General features: G+C 62.7%; 23 protein-coding genes. 16 read left to right on the top strand and 7 right to left on the bottom strand.

Annotation, left to right across the window (positions count from 1 at the left end):
- The first annotated feature begins 42 nt into the window (after nucleotides 1-42).
- A complete protein-coding gene (locus tag F462_RS07760; protein ID WP_038053036.1) occupies nucleotides 43-573 on the top strand; it encodes a hypothetical protein in 531 nt (176 codons plus the stop codon).
- A gap of 553 nt (nucleotides 574-1,126) precedes the next feature.
- Here the strand turns inward: F462_RS07760 and F462_RS07755 are convergent.
- A complete protein-coding gene (locus tag F462_RS07755; protein WP_018141482.1) occupies nucleotides 1,127-1,507 on the bottom strand; it encodes a hypothetical protein in 381 nt (126 codons plus the stop codon).
- An 86-nt stretch (nucleotides 1,508-1,593) separates the two neighbouring features.
- Here F462_RS07755 and F462_RS07750 point away from each other — a divergent pair, with 86 nt between their 5' ends.
- The gene (locus F462_RS07750; RefSeq protein ID WP_038053033.1) at nucleotides 1,594-1,800 is read left to right on the top strand and encodes a hypothetical protein; all 207 of its coding nucleotides are present in this window, start codon (nucleotides 1,594-1,596) and stop codon (nucleotides 1,798-1,800) included.
- A 107-nt stretch (nucleotides 1,801-1,907) separates the two neighbouring features.
- Here the strand turns inward: F462_RS07750 and nadA are convergent, their stop codons facing one another.
- Nucleotides 1,908-2,990 carry a quinolinate synthase NadA gene (gene nadA, locus F462_RS07745; protein ID WP_038053030.1) on the bottom strand — a complete coding sequence of 361 codons (1,083 nt, stop codon included), beginning with the start codon at nucleotides 2,988-2,990 and terminating at the stop codon, nucleotides 1,908-1,910.
- Nucleotides 2,991-3,124: 134 nt separating this feature from the next.
- On the opposite strand from nadA, the gene F462_RS07740 reads away from it, so the two are divergent.
- From F462_RS07740 to F462_RS07725, 4 genes are all read left to right on the top strand, one after another.
- Nucleotides 3,125-3,556 (top strand): hypothetical protein, encoded by a 432-nt coding sequence (locus F462_RS07740; RefSeq protein ID WP_038053027.1) that lies wholly within the window; start codon nucleotides 3,125-3,127, stop codon nucleotides 3,554-3,556.
- Nucleotides 3,553-4,092: a protein disulfide oxidoreductase gene (locus F462_RS07735; protein WP_038053024.1), complete on the top strand. Its 540-nt coding sequence runs from the start codon at nucleotides 3,553-3,555 to the stop codon at nucleotides 4,090-4,092. The genes F462_RS07740 and F462_RS07735 overlap by 4 nt, the downstream gene beginning before the upstream one ends.
- 177 nt (nucleotides 4,093-4,269) lie before the next feature.
- Nucleotides 4,270-4,512, top strand: a complete 243-nt coding sequence (locus F462_RS07730; RefSeq protein ID WP_018882585.1) for a type II toxin-antitoxin system Phd/YefM family antitoxin — start codon at nucleotides 4,270-4,272, stop codon at nucleotides 4,510-4,512.
- Between the two features lie 166 nt (nucleotides 4,513-4,678).
- Nucleotides 4,679-5,053 (top strand): type II toxin-antitoxin system VapC family toxin, encoded by a 375-nt coding sequence (locus F462_RS07725; protein ID WP_038053020.1) that lies wholly within the window; start codon nucleotides 4,679-4,681, stop codon nucleotides 5,051-5,053.
- Nucleotides 5,054-5,368: 315 nt separating this feature from the next.
- Here F462_RS07725 and F462_RS07720 read toward each other — a convergent pair whose 3' ends face one another.
- Nucleotides 5,369-6,235 carry a formylglycine-generating enzyme family protein gene (locus F462_RS07720; RefSeq protein ID WP_038053017.1) on the bottom strand — a complete coding sequence of 289 codons (867 nt, stop codon included), beginning with the start codon at nucleotides 6,233-6,235 and terminating at the stop codon, nucleotides 5,369-5,371.
- Nucleotides 6,236-6,496: 261 nt separating this feature from the next.
- Here F462_RS07720 and F462_RS07715 point away from each other — a divergent pair, with 261 nt between their 5' ends.
- The 7 genes from F462_RS07715 to F462_RS07685 all read left to right on the top strand — a co-directional run bounded on the left by F462_RS07715 (nucleotide 6,497) and on the right by F462_RS07685 (nucleotide 13,704).
- Complete coding sequence (locus tag F462_RS07715) at nucleotides 6,497-7,021, top strand: GspH/FimT family pseudopilin (protein WP_038053015.1); 525 nt, start codon at nucleotides 6,497-6,499, stop codon at nucleotides 7,019-7,021.
- A gap of 163 nt (nucleotides 7,022-7,184) precedes the next feature.
- Nucleotides 7,185-7,673, top strand: coding sequence for a GspH/FimT family pseudopilin (locus F462_RS07710; RefSeq protein WP_018874026.1), 489 nt, complete (start codon nucleotides 7,185-7,187; stop codon nucleotides 7,671-7,673).
- Nucleotides 7,674-7,711: 38 nt separating this feature from the next.
- Nucleotides 7,712-8,194: a type IV pilus modification protein PilV gene (pilV, locus tag F462_RS07705; protein WP_038053012.1), complete on the top strand. Its 483-nt coding sequence runs from the start codon at nucleotides 7,712-7,714 to the stop codon at nucleotides 8,192-8,194.
- The gene (locus F462_RS07700) at nucleotides 8,191-9,225 is read left to right on the top strand and encodes a PilW family protein (protein WP_051918119.1); all 1,035 of its coding nucleotides are present in this window, start codon (nucleotides 8,191-8,193) and stop codon (nucleotides 9,223-9,225) included. The genes pilV and F462_RS07700 overlap by 4 nt, the downstream gene beginning before the upstream one ends.
- Nucleotides 9,226-9,245: 20 nt before the next feature.
- A complete protein-coding gene (locus F462_RS07695; protein WP_038053009.1) occupies nucleotides 9,246-9,725 on the top strand; it encodes a pilus assembly PilX family protein in 480 nt (159 codons plus the stop codon).
- Between the two features lie 129 nt (nucleotides 9,726-9,854).
- Complete coding sequence (locus F462_RS07690) at nucleotides 9,855-13,184, top strand: pilus assembly protein (protein ID WP_051074843.1); 3,330 nt, start codon at nucleotides 9,855-9,857, stop codon at nucleotides 13,182-13,184.
- A gap of 139 nt (nucleotides 13,185-13,323) precedes the next feature.
- Entirely contained in the window at nucleotides 13,324-13,704 is a 381-nt protein-coding gene (locus F462_RS07685) for a type IV pilin protein (protein ID WP_038053006.1), read from the top strand.
- Between the two features lie 280 nt (nucleotides 13,705-13,984).
- Here F462_RS07685 and F462_RS13890 read toward each other — a convergent pair whose 3' ends face one another.
- Nucleotides 13,985-14,176: a hypothetical protein gene (locus tag F462_RS13890; RefSeq protein ID WP_208854132.1), complete on the bottom strand. Its 192-nt coding sequence runs from the start codon at nucleotides 14,174-14,176 to the stop codon at nucleotides 13,985-13,987.
- 49 nt (nucleotides 14,177-14,225) lie between these two features.
- Between F462_RS13890 and F462_RS07675 the strand changes: the two genes are divergently transcribed.
- Both F462_RS07675 and F462_RS07670 read left to right on the top strand, forming a co-directional pair.
- On the top strand, nucleotides 14,226-14,456 hold the full coding sequence (locus F462_RS07675; RefSeq protein WP_038054893.1) for a type II toxin-antitoxin system Phd/YefM family antitoxin: 231 nt from the start codon (nucleotides 14,226-14,228) through the stop codon (nucleotides 14,454-14,456).
- A 1-nt stretch (nucleotide 14,457) separates the two neighbouring features.
- Nucleotides 14,458-14,844: a type II toxin-antitoxin system VapC family toxin gene (locus tag F462_RS07670; RefSeq protein WP_038053001.1), complete on the top strand. Its 387-nt coding sequence runs from the start codon at nucleotides 14,458-14,460 to the stop codon at nucleotides 14,842-14,844.
- A gap of 342 nt (nucleotides 14,845-15,186) precedes the next feature.
- Here F462_RS07670 and typA read toward each other — a convergent pair whose 3' ends face one another.
- From typA to speA, 3 genes are all read right to left on the bottom strand, one after another.
- Entirely contained in the window at nucleotides 15,187-17,007 is a 1,821-nt protein-coding gene (typA, locus tag F462_RS07665) for a translational GTPase TypA (protein WP_018141463.1), read from the bottom strand.
- Between the two features lie 369 nt (nucleotides 17,008-17,376).
- Nucleotides 17,377-17,625, bottom strand: coding sequence for a YcgL domain-containing protein (locus F462_RS07660; RefSeq protein WP_038052998.1), 249 nt, complete (start codon nucleotides 17,623-17,625; stop codon nucleotides 17,377-17,379).
- A 5-nt stretch (nucleotides 17,626-17,630) separates the two neighbouring features.
- Nucleotides 17,631-19,535, bottom strand: a complete 1,905-nt coding sequence (speA, locus tag F462_RS07655; RefSeq protein WP_038052996.1) for a biosynthetic arginine decarboxylase — start codon at nucleotides 19,533-19,535, stop codon at nucleotides 17,631-17,633.
- Between the two features lie 235 nt (nucleotides 19,536-19,770).
- On the opposite strand from speA, the gene speE reads away from it, so the two are divergent.
- Nucleotides 19,771-20,622, top strand: coding sequence for a polyamine aminopropyltransferase (speE, locus tag F462_RS07650; protein ID WP_038052993.1), 852 nt, complete (start codon nucleotides 19,771-19,773; stop codon nucleotides 20,620-20,622).
- Nucleotides 20,623-20,809 lie beyond the last annotated feature (187 nt).

Genomic DNA, 20,809 nt, shown 5'->3' with positions numbered 1-20,809 from the left:
GCCGCCCCATACTGGCCCTGGATTCCACCCAAAGGTTGTCGCATGCCGCCCAGCAACATCCTTGACGGCCCCCGCGTCGCCACCTGGCGCTGCCCATCCTGCCAGGAGTCGGTGCCCCGCCTGTTGCCGAACGGCGAAACCAACCGTATCCCGATTCCATTGGAGCGTATGGCGCTACCCGATACCACGGTCCGCCAGGCCTGCGAACGCGTGCAGGGGCTGCGCGCGCCGGAAATCTGCTACGCCTGCGACCAGGCCTTTCAGGAATTACTCGGCACACTGGTACGACCGCCCGCCGAGCTTGGAGATGCCCGGGGCGAACCCGGCCTGAACGACACCGGCATCATTGGCGCCCTGCTGCCGATCGCCGACCAGGGCAGTCAGATCCTGATCTTTAACGTGATCAGCGAGGAACTGCGCTGCACCGAGATCGAACGCCTGGTCAGCTTCAACCCCGACCGCCTCACCTACCCCGGCTCGCGCGGCGCCATCGCCCCACGCATCTGGCGGCTCTACGAAGATCACCTGGCCAAACTACACGCCCGCGCGCCCACGCCCTACACGCCGGACTAGGGAGACGCTGATTGAATCGCACGTCCGCGCTCGAGTCGCTTTTGCGTGCGAACAAGGCGCGGTGACTGCCGTGCAGTCACTCTGCACAAGGGAACCGCAACGCTGTGCGCGCGCCCGTTTTTGATAACAACGGGCGGACGAGCCCCTGCTTTCAATGACTTGTGGGGTTGGTGCCCCTGTTCCCCGATCCTGCGATGCGCCGCTTGTGGGTAGAACCACTACCCGCTGCACGACGCGCCTTGTCTCGGAACGCTTTGTCTCGAAAACTGGGGGGCACCAACGCGGACGTGCGATTCAATCAGCGTCTCCCTAGAGCACAGCGCCCGACACAGGCCCACGTCGTCGCAAGGCACGGTGCGCCGTGGCGATCGCATCGGGGCTGGCACCACGGGATCGAATCAGGTGGCCGATGAACACGACTGCCGCGGCCCCGAGGGACCTCGCAGTGACGGACTTTTTAATCCGTCATTGCGAGGCGCGCAGCGCCGCAGCGATTTCTCCGGCCAACCCCATCCGCTGTTAACGGGACTACGCATCGACTACGCGCAAACCGTTACGCATCATCGGTCTCTTCATCGGCACGATCACCGGCCGCATCCACACGCGCGAGCATGCGCATTCCCCCCACCATGCAGCGCAGGGCCTCAAGGGTCTGCAGATCGAAGTCGGCCCCGGTCTCGGCAGGCAATCGCCAGTACTTCGGACGACAGGTCGCCGGGCGCGCTGCAGGCATGCGGCGGGCCGCCGCCTCGTCGACGGCCACCAAGAGGTCGGCCCATGCCAGATCGTCCTCCGTCACCCCATCCATGGCACGTCCGGGACGCACCTCAATCCAATCCTCGAATTCATCCGCAGAGGCCAGCTCGGCGACGCGCGCGGCGCGAGTATCCGGACGCTCGGACGCCACCAAAAGGCGTGCGCGGCGCTTAAACATCTCCGACGCTCCACAAGCCCATTTGTCGCCGCGCCACCACAGGCCGCAGGCTGTAATGCATATCCCGATCTCGGAGAACGGACACCATGGCCCACCTCGACTGGTCGCAGTATCCCGTGAATGAACTCAAGCTCGTCTACAGCACGCTGCATGCACAGCTGACGCTGGAGCCCGAACTGATGGATTCCGAACTGATGGCCGACCTACAAACCTTCCTGCAAAAAACCGCCAAGACCGACGGCGTGGATGTCTCCACCCATTCCCAATGGGCCGCCTGGCTCAACGACCGCTAACCTCTCAGTAGCCCCCACCCCACCGTAGGAGCCTGCTTGCAGGCGAATGCCCCACGCCCGACTCCGGCAGGGCTTCGCCTGCAAGCAGGCGCCTACAGGTCGCCGCGTCAGGCGTCGCCGGCGGTCGCCTTGCGGTGCTCGGCGGCGAAGTCGAGCATGCGCTGGGTGGCCACCAGGGCCTTCTGCCGCGCGGCCTCATCGACGAAGATCTCATTCTTCGCCGGCTCCGCGGTGTCTTCCAGCGTTTTGGCCAGGGAGACCAGATCATTCATGGCCATCCACGGGCAATGCGCGCAACTGGTACAGGTCGCGCTATGGCCGCCGGTGGGGGCCTCAATCAATGTCTTGTCCGGAGCCGCCTGCTGCATCTTGTAAAAGATGCCCTTGTCAGTCGCAACGATGAATTCCTGCTCCGATCGATCCTTCACCGCCGCGATCAACTGGCTGGTGGAACCCACCACATCGGCCAGATGGATCACCTCGCGTGGCGACTCCGGATGCACCAGCACGGCTGCGCCCGGATGGCGATCGCGCAGTTCCTCCAGCGCCCAGGATCGAAATTCGTCGTGCACCACGCAGGAGCCGTCCCACAGCACCATGTCGGCGCCGGTAGTGCGGCGGATGTAGTCGCCCAGGTGCTTGTCCGGGGCCCACAGGACCTTCTTGCCCTGGTCGCGCAGGTGCTCGACCAGCGGGACGGCAATGCTCGAGGTGACGACGTAGTCGGCCTGCGCCTTTACGTCCACCGAGGTGTTGGAATACACCACCACCGTGTGGTCCGGGTACCGCGCGCGGAACTTCGAGAACTCGTCCGCAGGGCAGCCCAGATCCAGGGAGCATTCGGCCTCCAGGGTCGGCATCAGCACGCGTTTCTCGGGGCTCAGGATCTTGGCGGTCTCCCCCATAAAGCGCACCCCGGCAACTATAAGGGTTTCGGCCGGGTGCTCCTTGCCGAAGCGTGCCATTTCCAGGGAGTCCGCCACACAACCGCCGGTCTCGTCCGCTAGACGCTGCAAGGATTCATCCACGTAGTAATGGGCCACCAGCACTGCGTTGCGCTCGATCAACAGCCGCTTGATGCGGCGCACCAACTCATCGCGCTGAGCATCGGTCAACGCGTGCAGCGACGCCGTTACGTGAGCCGTACTAGGCACTTGGAAGATCGGTTTTTCGGCCACCGGTGTGGTCATGAGCCCTCATCACCCCGGCATAGGGGTAAATTATCGTTAGCTAATAGTACGACAGGGCTCAGGTCGCTGTCGTTCCTACACATCTTGGGGGCGCCGCAACGTATCCCAACCGCCCCGCCTATAATGCATCCGCCATGACCGAACTACAGCAACAATACAAGGCGATGACGTTCGAGGAGCGCATGGACCTGGCTCTGTCCGCGGACCTCGAGGACGGCTGGCGCCCCCTGCTGGTGCGGGACCAGCATGCGCAGGTAAAGGCCTACTTCTCCCGCCGCATGGACCTGACACCGGAGGAAGTCGCGCTGCTGCTGGCCGACCCCAATCAGACCGTGCGCCTGAACTGCGCTAAACGGCCCGATCTGAGTCCGGAACAAGTCGAGGCCTGCGTGAACGACCGCGACCCCAATCTGCGCTACTTCGTTGCACGTAACCCGCTGCTCACCGAAACCCAGCGGGAACGCCTGATGGACGATGAGGACGAACTGGTACGCATCGCGGTGCGCAAGGGCCCGAAGAAACGCGGCACCCGCGCCCGCCCCGGACAAGCCGAGATGATCCGTTGACCGAGACCCCGCCCGAGAAACCGAAACGCCCGAAGCCCTCCGGACGCCGCCGCGCGCTGTCCTGGGGCATCCAGATCGGCCTGGCCCTGGTGATCTTCCTGGTCGTACGCGCCTGGATGGCGCGCGACATGGTCGAGGGCCCGGCCCCCGAGTTCGAGGCCCAGCTACTGGATGGCACGCCCGTGACGCTCGCCGACTACGCGGACGAACCCATGCTGCTGCACTTCTGGGCCACCTGGTGCCCGATCTGCCGCCTGGAGGAAGGCGAGATCGTGCGCCTGTCGCAAAGCCACCCGGTACTCACGGTGGCCATGCAGTCCGGCGTGGAAGAAGAGGTGCTGGAGCATTTGAACGAGCGCGAACGTGAGCTCGCCGTGGTCAACGACCCACGGGGCGAACTCGCCGCGCAGTACAACGTGCGCGGGGTGCCGGCGACTTTCATCATCAACCCCGACGGCGAGATCATCTTCCGCAAGCAGGGCTACGCCCCGCCACTCGAACTCCGCCTGCGCCTCTGGCTCGCCCGCTGGCTGTAAGCCACCCTTCGCCTAACGGCGTGCTTCTTGGGCGCAGTGCACCCTACGCCCAAGAAGCCCCTCGTGGGATGCGGTTAAGCGCAGCGAAACGCATCAAAATGATCGTGGCCGGCAACCCACTTCTTGACCACCAACGCACTTTAGTTACACTTCAAAGTGTAACCAAAGGAGGCCGTCATGGAAGCCACCACCAAGGACATGCGCCTGCACAGCCGCGAACTACTCGCCGCCGTGGACCGGGGCGAGGAGATCGAAATCACGTATCGAGGTCGCCTGCGCGCCAAATTGGTCCCATACCGGAGCACCTCGGCCCCGCAAACGCGCGCTGACCATAATCCTCTGTTCGGGCTTTGGCGGGACCAGCAAGGCTCGGTTGACGAACACGTCCGACGAATCCGGCAACCCAGGAACTTCAAATAATGCTAGGGAAACACTGCTCAATGTACACGCTCGCGTTGGCACCCCAGGTTCCCCGATCCTGCGTTGCGCCGCTTTCGGGTAGAACCACTACCCGCTGCACGACGCGCCTTGTCTCGGAAAACCTGGGGTGCCAACGCGAGCGTGTACATTGAGCAGTGTTTCCCTAGTGGACACGGATGTCCTGATCTGGAATCTGCGCGGGAATCAACGAGCCAGCGAATGGCTCGACAGCTCGCCGGGATTCACAGTGTCCGCAGTAACCTACATGGAGCTCATTCAGGGACTGCGCGACCAGACCGAATTCCGTGCGCTACGCCAGGCCATGCAGTACTGGGACGCCCGTATCCAGCCGGTAAGCGAAGCCATCTCGAACAGGGCGACCTTTCTTGTCGAGACTTACGCCCTCAGCCACAACATGCAGATGGCCGATGCGCTGATTGCGGCGACCGCCACACAGCTGGGTCTGCCACTCGTCACGGCCAATGATCGGCACTATCGGCACATCGAGGGCCTGGAGATCCACCTGTTCCGACCCGAATAGCGGCCCCTTCACTCCGACCGCAGGATGCCGTTGAGCGAAGCGAAACGCATCGCTCCCACGAAGACTCGGGAAGGGTGCCTAGTCTGTGATTATTCACCACAGAGGACACAGAGGGCACGGAGAAACCCTTCGACATTGCATTTCCCCGAAGATGGGGAGAGCGAAAGCAGGTGAGGTTCGAGGGGGACGGTCGCCACCCCCTGATCCTGATCCGTTTCGTGTGGCTAGACGTGCCCCCTTTGAAACCCGCCCTGCGATCTTCTCCGTGCCCTCTGTGGTTCATCCCGACCCTGCAGGCCGCCAGGAAGCCGTGCCTCAATCGTCCAGCTCGCGCAGGACGCGGAAGCCCAGGTTGGTATCCATCTCGTCGATATTGCGGCGGCGCCGGGCAGCGCTGCGGGTGTTCACCGCTGGATCGAACCAGGAACCGCCCTTGGTGACCACCCACTCGTTGTCCGGGTCGGCGCGATAGACACCGTCGCGGGGGCAGTTCGCGTGGCTGTCGTGCCAAGGCGTCGATGTAAACTCCTGCACATTGCCGTGCATGTCGTACAGCCCCCACAGGTTGGGCTGGAAACTGCCTACATCCAGCGGCCGCGACAGCGGGAAACACGCCGGGATGTACCACTTGCGCCGCTGGCGCCGCTCTTCGTACGGGAACAGCGAGTTGAAGTGCACGTCGCGACACCCCACCACCTCGCCGAACGCGAAGGGCGTGCGCGTGCCTGCCCGGCAGGCGTATTCCCACTCCGCCTCGGTCGGCAGGCGATAACGCTTGCCCGTCTCCTCGCTCAACCAGTCCAGGTACTTCTGGATGCTGTCCGGCTTGATATTGAAGATCGGCATGCGCGGCGCGCTCGGCCAGACCAGCCAGTCCCAGGGCTCCCAGCCGGTTGCCGCCTGGAACGCCTCCCACTCCTCACGCGTAATCGCGTAGCGCCCCAGGGCGAAGGGCCGCTCCAGCGCCACAAAACGCCGCGGTGCCTCATGCGGCTGATGGCCGTACTCCGAGGCATCCGAACCCATCTCGAATTCTCCGGGCGGGATCACCTGAAGCTCCGGCGTCGGCGCGCCGGCGCGGGCCTCGTCGCGAAACGTGACGGCTAGCCGTGCCGCGCGCGCCGCCTGCTGTTGCAGGTCCAGCAGATCCGCCTGATCCATCCGCTGCACATCCTTCACCATGGGCCTGCTGACCTCCTGATCTTTCTGCGCCCCGCAGACACCCACAAAACCCGTCATTGCGAGCGAAGCGAAGCAATCTCCCACCCGTACCCGGGTACTACGCCCCCACATCCGCCGGCAGCCTGAACCACTCGCCACCGGTGCCGACATCCTGTAGGCAAGCGTCAACTCCCGAGGTTCGCCCGCGCGCAGTGCCGCTTGCACCCGTCAAGCTGACATTTTACGCTCAAGCCCTTGTTTGGACTCAGGGAGGAGTCGAACATGTCCTGCTCGCGTGGCTTCACGTTGGTGGAGTTAATGGTCACCCTGCTGGTGGCCTCGATCCTGCTCGGCATCGGGGCACCCGCATTCGGCAACCTCGTCGAACAGACCCGGCTCACCACCACGACCAACCAGTTCCTGACCACCCTGCACATAACCCGCAGCGAGGCCATCCGCCGTGGCGGCCTGGTCACGCTGTGCACCTCAACCGACGGCGCCACCTGCACCGACACAAGCTGGGACGCTGGCTGGATCCTCTTCGCCAATCCGGGCCGCTCCAACCAGCCATCCGACCCTAACCGCATCTTGCGCGTGGGTAACGGCTGGACCAACCCGAGCATCGCGGTCACGGGCAATCAGCCCGTCAGCCAGCACATCTCCTACAACCCCCTCGGCCAATCCGAACGCCTGTCGGGTGCGCTACTGATGGGCACCGTGTCGATCTGTGCCGACTCGAGCGAAGGCCGCGCCATCGTCATCAGCAGCGCCGGCCGCCCCCGCGTCGCAGCCGCCGACTGCACCTGAGCCCAGGCTTCACCCGGCGGAACTCCGGTTGACGATCGCCGTGCCGCCACGGCCGCAAACACCGCTCGTGGCCGCGATTCGACCACTAACCCGGTCGGGCCTTGCAGTACCACCGCCGCGTGCTTATCACTAGAGTCACGGAAACCCGAACGGCTGACGCCCAATGACCCGACCCCACGGATTCACGCTCGTCGAACTGATGGTCACCATCGCGGTGTTTGCGATTTTGGCGTCGATCGCCGTGCCCAGCTTTCGATTCATTATCGAGAACAACCGTGTCACAACCGCTGCCAACGAGCTGACCACCGCCTTCAACTATGCGCGAAGCGAAGCCGTCAGGAGAGGCCTCCCGGTATCCGTATGTCCGCTGGGTGACGGATGGGCAGACGGCTGGCAGGTCGTGCGTAGCGAGGGATGCGGCGGAGACCTGCTTCGCGAGTGGACCGAACTCCCGATGCGGGTAACGATCGCCGCTTCGGGGGAAGATGACTTCCTCGCATTCGATGCCCTCGGCGGACGGATGGACACAGATGACGATGACGCCGAATTCACCTTCTCCATTCAACCCGAGGGCTGCGCGGGAGGTGAGCGCGCCCGGGAAATCTACGTCGGCCCCGGCGGCCGATCGTCCGTGCAACGCGTCTCTTGCTGACACGCCAAGAGCGCCGACGACCCAACCAGGATCTTCCAATGGCCAGACCGATCCCGCCAAAGCACTCGAAGCGCCGAGCCACCGGCGTCACCTTGATCGAGGTATTGGTGGCACTGCTAGTGCTTTCCATCGGACTGATCGGCGTGGCCGCCCTGCAGGCCAACGCGCTACAGGCCAACCATGGCTCCCAGATGCGATCACAGGCGACCAACCTTGCCTACGACATCGCCGACCGCATGCGGGCAAACCGCGAGGCCGCCCTGAACAACGCCTACGTTGGCGAATACGACGCAGTCGGCTGCCCTGACAGCGCAACAAACATTCCAGACAGTACCGGCACTGTAGCAGCAGACGATATTACCGAGTGGCGTATTGCCCTTGCGTGCGGATTACCCAATGGCCGCGCCCAAGTCAGCCGTAGCGGAGATGAATTCGTCATCCGCATCCGCTGGGACAATGACCGCCTCGCCGAAGACGAAAGTGAAGAAGTCGAAGAATTCGTCACCAGGACCGAGATATGAGCGCCCGACGAGCCCCGACAATTTCCCTTTCCAGTGCAGTCCGCGGCCTGACGCTCGTGGAACTGATGGTCGCCATGCTGATCGGACTGCTCCTGATCGGGGGCACCATCAGCATCTTCATCAGCACCCAGCAGACCTACCGCACTCAAGAGGCAATGTCCCGCGTTCAGGAGACAGGCCGATTCGCGATCGAACGTATTGCGCGTGACGCGCGCCAGGCAGGCTACGCCGGATGCCCGGGTGGGAACATCAACAACCTGCTCAACGTGAATGACGCCGGTTACGATCCATCAGTACACGACAACGTACAAGCATTCACCGCGGCACCAGGCACACTGCCCGACCGATACGTTCGGGGTGACGTACTCACCATTAACCGGATGGGGGCTTCCGACCGCGATCTCGTTGCGGCTGGTAATGGCTCAGGCAACGTTCCCCCCATAGTCCTGGATGGGGCAGAAGCGGGCATCCCGATGGGCACGGTCGTCCTCGTCGTCGACAGGACGGGAGGCAGCTGCGAGCGATTCCAGCACAATGCCAACGAAAGTGCTGCGAACCTCAACCGCTCCCAGAGCCCGGGCGGCCCTGGTAATTTGCCACCTGCGTCGGCGAACTACACCGAGTTCGTGGGCCCGATTGAATTGCTAACGCTGTCGAGTACTACCTACTTCGTAGGCGAAAGCACCTCCGATCCTAACCGGACAAGCCTTTTCCGGCAGAGCCTTTCCCCTGCGGCGGACCCCCGAGAAATTGCCGAAGGCGTCCACGACATGCGGATCGACTACGGCCTCGACGACAATGGGAATGCGCGCGTGGACCGTTACGTAGCCTCCGGGGACATGACCACCGGAGATTGGGAAAACGCAGCCGCCGTCCGCGTACACCTCCTGGTTAACAATGGTTCGGAAGACAACGTCTTGGAGGAGGCGCGCTCCAACCTCTACTTCGGCGGCATCCTTTTCGACGCCCCCGACCGACGCCTGTATCAGACTTTCACCACCACCATTGCCGCACGCAACCTCCTCGAGTGAGTCGCAAGGACGGAATGACCATGGCCTTTCCCTTTTTCCCCCACCGGAAACCTCATCGCACCCGTCAGACGGGCTCCGCCCTGATTGTGGCGCTGATCCTCCTGCTGGTGATCACCATCCTGGCTGTTGCCGGCATGCAGAACACCGTCCTCCAGGAACGCATGGCGGGCAACATGCACGACCGCAACATTGCGTTTCAGCAAGCCGAGAGCGGCCTCAGGGATGCCGCAAGAAACCTGAACAATGCCCAGAACCCGGTCGATTTCGCGCCCGCCAACGCAGAAGAATGGGACGAAGAACTCGACGTGAGTACGACGCGTAGCTTTGCCTACTTCATCGAGCGTCTTGATATATCCGGTCCGTCTTGCCCGCCGGGCCAGGTCTGCCCCGAAGATTTTGGCGCCCAGACGTTCGGCCAAGCATTCAGGATCACCTCGAAGGGCGTCGGGGGCACGGACGACGCCGTTGTGATTCTTCAAGCAGTCGTCCGGTCGAACTGATTCCACGCCCAACCGGGAACGAACTTGACACGAGAGATCAACACCATGGCCTCACATCATTTGAACGAAAGTCTCCTCCGCTCGCCACGCATGTCGCGCCGCAAGGTCGCCATTGCGGTCGCAGCGGCCATGATGAGCTTCTCGGGCACGGCGCATGGCATCAACCTGGCCAACACCCCGCTGTTTCTGCAGGACTCCGCGCTCCCGCCGAACATCCTGTTTATCCCGGACACGTCCGAGAGCATGCAGGAGAGTCCCGACGGACGACTGGCCATGGATCAGAGCAACCCCCTCTGCCAGCCCGGCCCGGATCTCGACCCGGATCTTGATTACAGCCGGGACCCTTCGCTGGACCTATGCCCGGCGGGTGCACGCAACCCGAATAGCAAAGGCAGCATCGTAAAGCGCGTGGGCCTCAACCTCGTCGACCAATACCAAGGTCAGGTGAATCTGGGCCTGATGTCTTATCAGCAGATGCCCGCCAGTAACAACCGCGCCGCCTTCAACACTGGAGGGACTGTACGCTGGCGCCTAGTGGAGCGTGCGATTGACACCCGCTTCAGCACTGACCCGGAACCAGACTGGTACCAGCCGAATTTCGAAGGGGATTGGGATTCCGATATCAAACGCTTTCGCGCACCGCACCCGACGCGCGACAACATCTGGGTGTTTTTCAACGACGGCGTTCCGGGATATTTCTGGGACACGGGCGATGGGTCTACCGGGACTCCAACAACGGACCAAACGGAATATCGGTGGTACACAGGGAATACATCTCAAAATAACCCGCCCGATGGGTTCCAAAACAACCGCTACGCAGATCTCCGTACGTCCGGCGGTGCACAAACATTTTTGGACCCAGATAGCGGACTGTACTTTGCCAGCCCAACGGGAACGATCAACACTTTTCTAGTCGACAGTCAGAGACAACGAAACATTACAAGCTGGGGCCAGCGCGCGGTCTTTTTCCAATACAACCAGCTAGAGTGGCGAAATACGCAATCGCCCGGACTGGGCTACCTGCATGTTCCGATCGGTGGCTTCGATAGCGAAGGCAACGTCGACACGGATCACTGGGACGCAATCCGCACCAAGCTGCAACCGCAACGCCACGACTGGGACGGCTCGGGCAACCCGATGACCGATCCCGACTGGCCCCTTATCGCCTCCGGCCTGACGCCACTGGAAGGGACGATGCAGACGGCCCGTGACTACTTCCTCGGCCAGTCGGCCAATTTTGGCTCGAACCAGGGCAACAACAATACTCCGGACATCCCGCAAAGCTGCGACATCAACGCCGCCATCTGGGTTACAGACGGACTACCCTCCGTATCGGCCAACGGCACGAGCCTGGGTACGGACCTGCCCGGAGCACTCGAGGATGCCAGGCAGGCGGTTGCGAACTTCCATAGCGACACCGGCGTAGACACCTATATCGTTGGGTTCGCGCTGCCTCCTGGCGTGTCCGGCATTCCGGGAATGCCCGCGAACCCACTCAACCTCCTGGCGGATGCAGGTGGCACCGGGACCGCATTCGACGCAACGGATGAAAGCAGCCTGGATTCCGCGATGACGGAGATTTTCGAGTCGATCATCGCGCAAGCCACCGGAAGTGCCTCGTCGGTCGCCGCTGCCTCGACCAGCTTCCAGCCGGACGGCACCAACCTCCTGTTCCAAGCGTCATTCAACTCGAATGACTGGTCGGGTGACGTTACAGCCTTCGACTTCATATTCGGCCAAGGCACCTTTACCGAGCAATGGAGCGCTGCCAGCATGCTGCCGAGCGCCGCTCAGCGAAACATCTTCTCGTACGACGGCAATGAGGGCATCCGCTTCACCTGGGAGAGCGTGGGTGGTGACTCAGGGCTGAGCGACACTCAGAAGAATATCCTGAACGACGATCCGGATCTGCTGGCCTATCTGCGCGGGGACCAGAGCAACGAAATCCAGAACGGCGGGGACCTGCGCAACCGCTCGACCCCGCTGGGCGACTTCGTCAACTCCAACCCCGCCTTCCAGGGGCCGGCCCTGAATTTCGGGTATTCGCAGCTGTCTGGCTACTCACAGTTCCGTGCCGACAATCAGGATGTGCCGGAAGTGGTCTACGTGGGCGGAAACGCCGGCATGCTGCATGCCTTCGACGCCCAAACCGGCGAAGAGTTGTTCGCCTACGTCCCGAACGCAATCTTCGACAAGCTCCCGAACCTGGCCGATCCGGACTACAGCCATCGATTCTTCGTGGATGGCCAGCAAACGATCGCCCATGCCCAGATAGGGGGCGATTGGCGCACCGTTCTGATTGGTACGCTGGGCGCGGGCGCCCGCGGTCTCTACGCCCTGGATGTCACGGACCCGACCGACTTCTCGGCCGACAACATCCTGTGGGAACTCACCGGAGATGACCTGGACGCACTCGGCTATACGTTTGGGGCGCCAACAATTGCCCGTACGGCCAATGGCCAATGGTCAGTGCTCTTTGGCAACGGCTACGGCAGCAATGACGACGAGGCCGTGCTGATGATCGCCAACCTGGCATCGGGAGCCATGACCGAGATCGAAACCGGCGCCACCGGCGGCAATGGACTGTCCGAAGCAACGTTCCGCGCCAACGCGTCCGGGGTGATTCAGGACGGTTTCGCGGGGGACCTGCAGGGTAACCTTTGGAAGTTTGATATCAGCAACCCGAACACCACCAACCAGTGGGATGCTGACCTGCATTTTCAGGCAACGGGCCCGAATGGCGAAACGCAGCCGATCACGGCGCGCCCCACAGTGGGCAGCCATCCTGATGGCGGTTCGATCGTGCTTTTCGGCACCGGAAAGTATCTGGAGAACGCCGACAACCAGGTGCCGAACCCAGCGCCAGTACAGAGCTTTTATGGAATACGCGACTACGACGGAGTCTCCACCCCGGTCAGCCGGAACGACCTCTTGCGCCACGAATTCATCGGTTCGGGGACGATAGGTGAGTTTTCCGTTCGCGCGACCACGGCTGGTGACAATTTCGACGCCAACGATCATGACGGGTGGTACATCGACCTCGACTATCCCGATCCCCGGGGCGAGCGCGTGGTCGAGCGCGCCCAGATCATTGGGGGACGAGTGGAATTCGTTACCCTGACCCCGTCCGATGACCCCTGCGCGGGCGGAGGCACTTCATCGATCGTAGCGCTCGATGCGGCCACGGGTAGCCGACCGAACGATCCCGTGTTCGATCTCAACCGTGACGGCCTGTTTGACGAAAGCGAAACCATCACGATCAATGGCGAGCAAGTGCCGGTCAGCGCAGTGGACCCCGGCCGCGGCATTATCGGCACCCCCACCATCGTTCGCAGCCCGGATGGGGGCATCACCCGCGTGATCGGTGGCACTGACGTCCTGGGTGGAGACTCACTGGACGAAATTGGTGGTCCCGGAACTGCCGGCCAGCGGCCACGCTCGTGGATTCAAATCCGCTAGTCACAATAGACAAGCACGCCGGATGACGGAACCCACCTGGCAGGAAGGGCACTTAGTTCCGGCGCATGCGGCACCCGAGGGTGCTTTCGAACACCAAGGACTGGGGCTTCACAGCCCCCGGCCAGAGGAGACAGGAAAAATGACGCGTCGACCAAAGCACGTCGGCTTCACGCTGATCGAACTCATGATCGTCGTTGCCATCATCGGGATTCTCGCTGCAATCGCCTTTCCGGCCTACGGCCGCTACGTCGAACGCGCACAGATCTCCGACGGGACCTCCGCACTCCTAGGGGCCGCCCAACGGATGGAGCGCTGTTTCACTTCTGAGATGAGCTATGCCAACTGCACGATCGCGAACGAATCTCCGGAAGGCTATTACTCGCTGACCATTACCTCTGCAGACAACAGCACCTTCTTGATTACCGCGAGCGGTCAAGAAGGACGAGTCCAGACTGGCACCTGCAGCAGTATGACCGTCAATCACCAGGGCGCCCGCACACCAACAGACGATTGTTGGTAGGACCTACAGATCGGAGACGCATTTAGACCCCACCGACCGCGCCAATGGTCCACTGCGGAAACGCGGCGGAAACGGGGACCGCGGCGGAAACGGGGACAGATTTATTTTCCGTCACCATCCCTCCTGGTTTCCTCGGCTTTGCGCGGCTTTCCGATACGTTGCGCCTGGTAGCTGGCGCTCAAGCCTTGTTCGGAGCCTTTCTACAGCCGCGCCTTCCGCGCACGCGTCGAAAGCCCATAGAGGTCCCGGATAATCCCTTCGCGGTTTACGGGGTGACGGCCTAGGAGGCCTGCTTGCGTTCGTGCTCAAGCACGAACTTTTTGAAGATGCGCAGGCTCTCCGGGGTGCCCTCGACGAGTTCGTCTTCGTCGATGAAATCGCGGGCCTCGGGGTCTACCTTTGGATCTAGCAGGCCGGGCCTGGCTAAGACCCACTCGGCAGAATGACCAGCGGTTACATTTGGTTGATGCAATGCCGACGCATAGACTAAGTCTTAAGACTTAGTCATGCAGGGCAAGCTCATGAGTACAACGGTCAACGTACACGAAGCGAAGACGCATCTGTCCCGCTTGCTGAAGCGTGCGCATGATGGCGAGGAAATTATCCTGGCCAAGTCCGGCCAGCCGTATGCGCGTCTCGTGCCGTTGGAGTCCACTCCGTTAAGGCGCCAACCCGGGCGCATAAAGGGCCAGGTTGAAGACGCATTCTTCGAACCCTTGCCAGAGCATGAACTCACCGCCTGGGAGCAGTAGTGTGCGAGTCCTGCTCGATACCCATGCGTTGCTCTGGTGGTTCACAAACGATGCGCGGCTATCAGCACGCGCACGGGACGTGATTGGAGACCTGGAAAGCACCGTCCTGGTAAGCGCCGCCAGCGCGTGGGAGATTGCGACCAAGCGCCGCTCGAGCAAACTGCAAATTGGCGGTGTGGTTATCCAGCGCTTCGATGAGCTGGTTACCGCAGATGGCTTTACGCATCTGGCCGTTAAGTACTCGCAAGCCATCCACGCCGGGACTTATTCTGTCGATCTTCGCGACCCATTCGACCGCATACTGGCTGCTCAGGCAGAGCTCGAGCAGATCCCTTTGCTGACCACCGATCCAGTCTTACGCGACTTCCCGATACGCTGCGTCTGGTAGCACGCTGGTCCGCCCGACTAGACAGAACGACAGACAGAACCGGGACCAGAACCGGGACAGATCTATTTTCCGTCTCCATCCCTCCTGTTTTCCTCGGCCTTGCGCGGCTTTCCGATACGTTGGGTCTGGTAGCTGGCGCTCAAGCCTTGTTCGGAGCCTCTCTACAGCCACGCCTTCCGCGCACGCGCTCACAGCCCATGGAGGTCCCGTATAATCGCTTTGCGATTCCCAGGATGACGAAGATCGAGGCTCCAGCGGACGAGACACGAAAAAGCGCCCGGCGGATGATCCGACCGGGCGCTTCTTTTTGCCTTGCCCACTGGCGGGGCGTTGGCGTCGGCCTTACGCCGAGGCGGCGCGGGAGGCCTTCTTGCGTTCGTGCTCGAGCAGGAACTTCTTGCGGATGCGCAGGCTTTCCGGGGTGACCTCGACGAGTTCGTCTTCGTCGATGAACTCGATGGCCTGCTCCAGCGTCATGCGGATCGGCGGGGTGAGCTGGATATTCTCGTCGGTTCCGGAGGCGCGCACGTTGGTAAGCTGCTTGGCCTTGAGCGCGTTCACGACCAAGTCGTTCTCTCGCGAATGCAGGCCGATAATCATGCCCTCGTAGACCTCTTCGCCGGGGCCGATGAACAACTTGCCGCGACTCTGCAGGTTGAACAGGGCGAAGCCCGGCGCCTGGCCGGCGGCGTTGGCGATCAGCACGCCGTTCTGGCGCGCGGCCACGGCACCCGGCTGATAGGGACCGTAGTGGTCAAAGATGTGGTGCAGGATGCCGGTGCCGGAGGTGGCGGTCATGAACTCGGTCTGGAAACCGATCAGCCCGCGCGACGGAACGATGAAGTCCAGGCGCACGCGGCCCTTGCCGTCCGGAACCATGTTGGTCATGTCGCCGCGGCGTTCGCCGAGCTTCTCCATGATCGTGCCCTGGTGCTGCTCTTCGACATCCACGGTGACCGCTTCGTACGGCTCCTGCTTCACACCGTCTACTTCCTTGATCACCACCTCGGGACGCGCGACGGCCAGCTCGTAGCCCTCGCGACGCATGTTCTCGATGAGGATACCCAGGTGCAATTCGCCACGACCGGACACCTTGAACTTGTCTGGATCCTCGGCCGGCTCGACTCGCAGCGCGACATTGTGCTTGAGCTCTTCCTGCAGGCGATCGCGCAGGACGCGCGAGGTGACGTACTTGCCCTCTCGTCCGGCAAATGGCGAGGTATTGACCTGGAAGGTCATGCTGACGGTCGGCTCGTCAACGGTCAGCGGCTCCATCGCCTCGACATGGTTCGGGTCACACAGCGTGTCGGAGATGAAAAGCTCGTCCATGCCGGTGAAGGTGATGATGTCGCCGGCGTTGGCCTCGGTGACCTCCACGCGCTCCAGGCCGTGGAAGCCCATGATCTGCAGCATGCGTCCATTGCGCACCCCACCCTCACGATCCACTACCTTGACCGGGGTGTTTGGCTTGATGCGGCCACGTTTCACACGGCCGATGCCGATCAGGCCCTGGTAGCTGTTGTAGTCCAGCGAGGAGACCTGCATCTGGAACGGACCGTCGGCGTCAACGTTCGGCGGCGAGACGTGCTTGACGATGGTCTCCAGCAGGCAGGTCATGTCGCCTTCGGTGACACTGGAATCCAGGCCGGCGAAGCCGTTCAGGGCGGAGGCAAACACGATGGGGAAATCCAACTGCTCGTCGGTCGCGCCCAGGCGATCGAACAGGTCGAACACCTGATCCACGGCCCAATCGGGACGCGCGCCGGGGCGGTCAACCTTGTTCACCACCACGATCGGCTTGAAACCCATCGCGAAGGCCTTCTGGGTGACAAAACGGGTTTGCGGCATCGGGCCGTCCACCGCGTCCACCAGCAGCAGCACGGAGTCGACCATCGACAGCACACGCTCGACCTCGCCACCGAAGTCGGCGTGTCCGGGCGTGTCGACGATGTTGATGCGGTAATCCTGCCACTCGATGGCCGTGTTCTTGGCCAGAATGGTGATCCCGCGTTCTTTTTCGATGGCGTTCGAATCCATGATCCGCTCGCCGTGGTCACCGCGGGCGTCGAGCGTGCCGGACTGGCGCAGGAGCTGGTCAACCAGCGTGGTCTTGCCATGATCGACGTGGGCGATGATGGCGATATTACGAAGCTTCTCGGTCATGGAATACGAACTCTAGATACTGGCAAAAGGGCCGACACTATACAGACTTATGCGTGTCCGCGCTGTGACTTCCACGTTTTATACGCAGCCTCCGCCCTCGCGCCTACCCGCGCGCCCCCGCCAAAGCCATCTACCACTTCGTCATCCCAACCAACATCCCGGTCACCCCGGAAACCGCGCAGCGGTTATTTGGGATCTGTCCGAGGGTTGCTCAGCATGGGTGCCTATCTTGGAACATCCCGGCGCTGCACTGGGGCCGGGGTGACAACATCACGGGTGTGTTCGGGCGAGAAAACGGTCGACCGGTACTGTGAGGGCGGGAACCATAGAGCGCCTCGCAGGGCAGGCACACAGTGCCGGGCCGCTGAATCAGGGCCTGGGGTCTTCTTCCGGCGGCGGGAACTGGAGGTGGAAACCCTGTTCCTTCAGATTGGCGAGGACCTTGTTCGGGTCTTCCTGGGCCAGGGTACGCCCCGGAGTCAGATCGAACTCCAGGGCGAACTCGAGACGCCCCAGCGCCAGCGTCACGCCTTCGGGAAGCGCGGAAAAGTCGTCCTTTTCGGGCAGATAGACGTACGTGTCGGCGCGCTTGGTCGCGCGGTAGACGTAACACTGCATGGGGTTCAATCCTCGAGGTAGGTGTAGCCGGTCAGGCCTTGTTCCAGTTCCGCCAGCAGCCGCCCGGCCGCCTCGCCGCGCAGGCCGATGGCATCGATCTTGGCACGGAAGGCGCGGCGCAGGTCGTCCGGGGCAAAGTGCACGTAGCTCAACAGTTCGTCCACGGTGTCGCCGCGCTCGGGGTGCAGCAGGCGGTAGCCGCCATCCGCGGTCAGTTCGACATTCACGGTGTCGGTATCGCCGAACAGGTTGTGCAGATCCCCCAGGATCTCCTGGTAGGCCCCCACCAGGAAGATGCCGAGATAGTACGGCTCTTGGGTATCCCACGGGTGCAGCGCCAGCGTGGTATGTGTGCCTTCGCGCTCCACGTAATGTTCGATGTGTCCGTCGGAGTCGCAGGTCAGGTCCTGCAGCACGGCGCGGCGGGTCGGCGCTTCATCCAGGCGGTGCAACGGCATGATGGGAAAGATCTGATTGATCGCCCAGGTGTCCGGGATCGACTGAAACACGGAGAAGTTGCAGAAGACCTTGTCGGCCAACTTGTCCGTCAATTCCGCGCGGATCTCTGCCGGCAAGGCCTCCGGCTGGGCCAGCAGGCGCTGACAAAGCGCAAAGTAAATGGCCTCCGCGCGGGCACGGTCCGCCAACGACAACATCCCGCGGGCAAAACGCGCCTGCAGATCGGAAAGCCCGAACGCGGCATCGTGATAGATCTCCGAGGCCGGACGCTCATTGCTGTCCAGTAGCGCGCGCATGGCGGCGATCTCGGGCAGTTCATCCTCCGCCGCCGGCGGAACCTCGCCATCCCCAGGGGCCGGTTCGCAATCGATTACGTTGGTGATCAGCACCGCATGATGCGCAGTCAGGGCGCGCCCGGATTCGCTGAACACTTCGGGCATGGCCAGATCATGTTCTTCGCAGATGCGTCTGAGCGGGCGCAGGATATTGAGCGCGTACTCCTCCACCGAATAGTTGATGGAGCATTCGTTGCGCGAGCGCGAGCCTTCGTAGTCGATGCCCAGCCCGCCGCCCACATCCACCACCTTCAAGGCCGCACCGGCCTCGGTTAGCGCGGCGAAATAGCTGGCCGCCTCGCCCATACCGTTCTGGATGTCACGGATGTTCGCGATCTGCGAGCCCATATGGAAGTGCAGCAGTTGCAGCCGATCCAGCCAACCCAGCCCGCGCAGGCGCTCCAGGATCCCCAGCACATCGGCGGCGGAGAGGCCGAACTTGGCCTTCTCGCCGCCGGTGTTCTGCCACTTGCCCTTGCCGATGGAGGCCAGACGTACGCGCAGCCCAAGTAGCGGCGCCACATCCATGCCCTCGGCCTGGCGAATCACCTCCTCCAGCTCGGAAGGCTTCTCAATCACGATGTAAACGCGGTGCCCGAGCTGGCGCCCGATCAACGCCAGGCGCACGTATTCGCGGTCCTTGTAACCGTTGCAGATGATCGCCGAGCCCGGGCGCGATTGCGCAAGCACGGCGATCAGCTCCGGCTTGCTGCCGGCCTCCAGCCCCACTCGCGGCGTGAAGCCATCCGCATCCGGCGAATCACCCGCCGCGAGGATCTGGTCCACCACACTGCGCTGCTGGTTGACCTTGATCGGATAGATCGCGGTGAAAAGCCCCTGGTAATCGAGTTCGCCCGCCGCGGCATCGAAGGCTTTCGCCAGACGCCGTACCCGTCCGTCGAGGACGTCCTGGAAGCGCACCAGCACGGGAGGGCCCACATGCTCCTCGCGCAACCGTCCTGCGAGCTCGAACAGATCCACGCCGGGATGATCCGGCCAGTCCGGGCGGCACATCGCCACGTGCCCGGCGTCATTGACCTGATAGAAACCGCCGTTCCAGTGGTCGATCCCATAAGTGGCGCGGGCCTCTTCCAGGTTCCAGGGCTTGGCAGACATGGCGAATCCGGGTTTTGGGTGAGCGCGGTACCCACGTCATTGCGAGGCGCAAAGCGACGCGGCAATCTCCATCCAGGGCCCCAGGATCCCGACACGGGGCCCACTTTGGCAGATTGCTTCGTCGCCTACGGCTCCTCGCAATGACGAAGGACGCAGTTGCCCGCTGCGCGCGGGCCTTTATCATAGCGGCGCTATCATACCGCCCACCGAACGATTCCCACAGGGAGCCCGGCCCATGGCACTCGACAACACCTGGTTCAGCGAACCCCATATGGACATCGCGATGTCCCTGCAGATCACGCAGAAGCTGCACGAAGAACAGACGCCCTACCAGAAGATCGAGATCTACGAGACCAAGGCGTTCGGCAACCTGATGGTGATCGATGGCTGCGTAATGCTGACCGGCCGCGACAATTTCATCTACCACGAGATGATGTCGCACCCCGTGCTGTACTCGCACAGCGCCCCGAAAAACGTGGTGATTATCGGCGGTGGCGACTGCGGCACCCTGCGCGAGGTGCTCAAGCACGACGAGGTCGAAAAGGCCGTCCAGGTGGACATCGACGAACGCGTCACGCGCCTGTCCGAGCAGTACTTCCCCGAGCTGTGCGATGCCAACGACGACCCGCGCGCCGAACTCTTGTTCGACGACGGCGTGCAATACCTGAAGGACGCCGCCCCCGGTTCCATCGACGTCATCATTGTCGACTCCACCGACCCGGTCGGCCCGGCCGAGGGCCTGTTCTCTACCGCTTTCTACAAGGATTGTGTGCGGGCCCTGGGTCCGGACGGCCTGCTGGTACAGCAAAGCGAATCGCCGCTGCTGCATACCGACCAGATCATCCGACCGATGCATGACAGCCTGCGCGCCGCCAACTTCATCGACGCCCTGACCATGCACTTCCCCCAGCCCACTTACCCCTCCGGCTGGTGGACCTGCACCATCGCCGCGAAGGATGCCCCGGTGTCATTCCTGCGCGAGGAGGCCGCCGAGGAGCTGCCCTTTACCACGCACTACTACAACGCAGCGATCCACCGTGCGGCCGGCGCAACCCCGGAGTTCTTCCGCCGCAAGCTGTTTGCCTGATCGCGCGCCAGGCCCCTGGCGGGGCCCTTCAATAACCCGTCATTGCGAGGCCACGCAGGGGCCGTGGCACAAAAGCGCGAAGCGCATTGAACGGCCGCAGGCCGGCCCGAAGGGCGAGCGCAGCGAGTAATCTCCCAACGAAACCCCCGACGTCTGCCCCGGCCGGCGCCTGGGCCGCTCACGGAGA

The sequence above is a fragment of the Thioalkalivibrio sp. ALJ1 genome, assembly GCF_000745395.1.
In the GTDB taxonomy this organism is placed as follows: domain Bacteria; phylum Pseudomonadota; class Gammaproteobacteria; order Ectothiorhodospirales; family Ectothiorhodospiraceae; genus Thioalkalivibrio.
This window is presented reverse-complemented; position numbering and strand designations above follow the sequence as displayed.

Excerpts from the sequence above, each read along its gene's own strand:
- F462_RS07760 (WP_038053036.1), top strand. The coding sequence starts at position 43 with ATGCCGCCCAGCAACATCCTTGACGGCCCCCGCGTCGCCACCTGGCGC.
- F462_RS07755 (WP_018141482.1), bottom strand. The coding sequence starts at position 1,507 with ATGTTTAAGCGCCGCGCACGCCTTTTGGTGGCGTCCGAGCGTCCGGAT.
- F462_RS07750 (WP_038053033.1), top strand. The coding sequence starts at position 1,594 with ATGGCCCACCTCGACTGGTCGCAGTATCCCGTGAATGAACTCAAGCTC.
- nadA (WP_038053030.1), bottom strand. The coding sequence starts at position 2,990 with ATGACCACACCGGTGGCCGAAAAACCGATCTTCCAAGTGCCTAGTACG.
- F462_RS07740 (WP_038053027.1), top strand. The coding sequence starts at position 3,125 with ATGACCGAACTACAGCAACAATACAAGGCGATGACGTTCGAGGAGCGC.
- F462_RS07730 (WP_018882585.1), top strand. The coding sequence starts at position 4,270 with ATGGAAGCCACCACCAAGGACATGCGCCTGCACAGCCGCGAACTACTC.
- F462_RS07720 (WP_038053017.1), bottom strand. The coding sequence starts at position 6,235 with ATGGTGAAGGATGTGCAGCGGATGGATCAGGCGGATCTGCTGGACCTG.
- F462_RS07715 (WP_038053015.1), top strand. The coding sequence starts at position 6,497 with ATGTCCTGCTCGCGTGGCTTCACGTTGGTGGAGTTAATGGTCACCCTG.
- F462_RS07710 (WP_018874026.1), top strand. The coding sequence starts at position 7,185 with ATGACCCGACCCCACGGATTCACGCTCGTCGAACTGATGGTCACCATC.
- pilV (WP_038053012.1), top strand. The coding sequence starts at position 7,712 with ATGGCCAGACCGATCCCGCCAAAGCACTCGAAGCGCCGAGCCACCGGC.
- F462_RS07700 (WP_051918119.1), top strand. The coding sequence starts at position 8,191 with ATGAGCGCCCGACGAGCCCCGACAATTTCCCTTTCCAGTGCAGTCCGC.
- F462_RS07695 (WP_038053009.1), top strand. The coding sequence starts at position 9,246 with ATGGCCTTTCCCTTTTTCCCCCACCGGAAACCTCATCGCACCCGTCAG.
- F462_RS07690 (WP_051074843.1), top strand. The coding sequence starts at position 9,855 with ATGATGAGCTTCTCGGGCACGGCGCATGGCATCAACCTGGCCAACACC.
- F462_RS07685 (WP_038053006.1), top strand. The coding sequence starts at position 13,324 with ATGACGCGTCGACCAAAGCACGTCGGCTTCACGCTGATCGAACTCATG.
- F462_RS07675 (WP_038054893.1), top strand. The coding sequence starts at position 14,226 with ATGAGTACAACGGTCAACGTACACGAAGCGAAGACGCATCTGTCCCGC.
- typA (WP_018141463.1), bottom strand. The coding sequence starts at position 17,007 with ATGACCGAGAAGCTTCGTAATATCGCCATCATCGCCCACGTCGATCAT.
- F462_RS07660 (WP_038052998.1), bottom strand. The coding sequence starts at position 17,625 with ATGCAGTGTTACGTCTACCGCGCGACCAAGCGCGCCGACACGTACGTC.
- speA (WP_038052996.1), bottom strand. The coding sequence starts at position 19,535 with ATGTCTGCCAAGCCCTGGAACCTGGAAGAGGCCCGCGCCACTTATGGG.
- speE (WP_038052993.1), top strand. The coding sequence starts at position 19,771 with ATGGCACTCGACAACACCTGGTTCAGCGAACCCCATATGGACATCGCG.